The 2,058-nt window shown below is 72.4% G+C and carries 1 protein-coding gene; it reads left to right on the plus strand.

The window, feature by feature from the left end:
* Positions 1–1,613 (plus strand): mannosyltransferase YkcB-related protein (locus AC08ON_RS05750; RefSeq protein ID WP_476616580.1); only part of this gene is annotated, 1,613 nt, incomplete at its 5' end.
* Positions 1,614–2,058 lie beyond the last annotated feature (445 nt).

Genomic DNA, 2,058 nt, shown 5'->3' on the forward strand with positions numbered 1-2,058 from the left:
TCCGGCAGACCCTGGCCGCGGGGCTCGGACTGCTGATCCCCGCCGGCCTCTTCATCGCGATCGTGGAGTTCGTCCCGGCGTCCTCCCGCCCCTACATCGGGGGTTCACAGCACAACAGCCTGCTGGAGCTCACCCTCGGCTACAACGGACTCGGCCGACTTACCGGCAACGAGACCGGCAGCGTTGGCGGTGGCCGGGGCGGCCGGATGGGCGGCCTGCCGGAATCCGTCGGGAACGGCGCGGCAGGCGCCGCTCCCGGCGGCGGCACGGTCCTCTTCGGCCCCGGAGGTCCGGGCGGCCGCGGGGGCGGCATGTGGGGCCAGGCCGGTTGGACCCGCATGTTCGGCTCGGAAGTCGGTGGTCAGATCTCCTGGCTGCTCCCGACGGCACTGATCCTGCTCGTCGCCGGCCTGTGGATCACCCGGCGCGCCCCGCGGACGAACCGCGCCCGCGCCGCCTTCCTCCTCTGGGGCGGCTGGCTGCTCGTCACCGGCATCGTCTTCAGCCAGATGAAGGGCATCTTCCACGCCTACTACACGGTGGCGCTCGCCCCGGCGGTCGGTGCCCTGGTGGGGATGGGCTGCGCGCTGCTCTGGCGTCATCGCCGGCATCCCGCCGCCGCCGTGGTCTCGGCTGCCACGATGGCCGCCACCGCCGCCTGGTGCTACACCCTGTTGAACCGCACCCCCCAGTGGCATCCGTGGATCCGGTACGCCGTGCTCGTCGCCGGGATCATCGCGGCGCTCGGGTTCCTCGCGGCCATCCGACTGCCGCGGCGGGCCGCGCTCGGCGTCGCCGCCGTGGCGCTGGTCGCCGGGCTCCTCGGACCCGGCTCGTATGCCATCGCCACCGCGGCGACCCCGCACACCGGCTCGATCCCGGCGGCGGGTCCCGCCGGCGCCGGCTTCGGTGGGCCGGGTGGCAGCCGCTTCTTCCGCATGGGCCAGGGCGGCCTGCAGGCCGGCCGTCAGCGGGGCTTCCCGCCGCAGGGGATGGGCCGCGGGGCACAGGGCGGCCCACAGGGCGGCCCACAGGGCGGTGGAATCTTCCCCGGCGGGGCCTTCCCCGGCGGTGGGCAGCAGATGCCCGGCGGCCAGGGCGGCATGCCCGGCCAGGCCGGTGGTGGTGCCGGGACCGGAACCAGCGCGCTGGGGAACGGGATCCTCGGCGGGCGGGAGAGCCGGGGCGGTGGCCCAGGCGGTCTACTCAGCGCCGTCACTCCCAGCGACGCGATCGTGAAGCTGCTCAGGCAGAACGCGGACTCCTACACCTGGGTCGCCGCCGCGGTCGGTTCGAACAGCGCGGCCGGATACCAGCTCGCGACCCAGGACCCGGTCATGCCGGTCGGCGGGTTCAACGGGAGCGACCCATCGCCCACCCTGGCGCAGTTCAAGCAGTACGTCGCCGAAGGAAAGATCCACTACTTCATCGGCGGCGGCGGCGGCAGCTTCGGTCAGGCCAACGGCGGTAGCTCGTCCTCACGGGAGATCTCCAGCTGGGTGACGGAGAACTTCACCTCGAAGACGGTCGACGGCGTGACCCTCTACGACCTGACCGCACCGAAGACCGGCGCCACCACCGGCTCCACGACGGGCACCGGCGTCACTGCCTGACGCCACGGTGGCCTGACGCGGACGGGCGTCCAGCCCGTGGGCCACGGGTGAACGCGACGCCCACCAGGATGCTGCGATCGCCGTCGCGATCCTCCTGGTGGGCGTCACCGCGTTGGCGCGATGCCTCGCCGACGCGATGCCTCACAGTTATGGTTCCAATCCGCTCCGCACCACAACCACAACCACCGAGGCGGTCCTCAGCCCGGCCTGCGCTCACAGCAGGCGCACAGCATCGGCACACGAGCGGCACAGCTCCCGAACCGAGGGTGGAGAGCATGACGATGACACGGATGCCTTCCTCGACGACCGTGATCTCCGGGACGACCGAGACCTCCGGGACGACCGAGACCTCCGGGACGACCGGAATGACCGGGACCTTCGAGACGACCGGGAGCACCGGGGAGAGCATTCCCGTTCAACATCATCATCCCGGGTGGCTCGGGCC

The organism is Frankia sp. CoWAU3 (assembly GCF_977971855.1).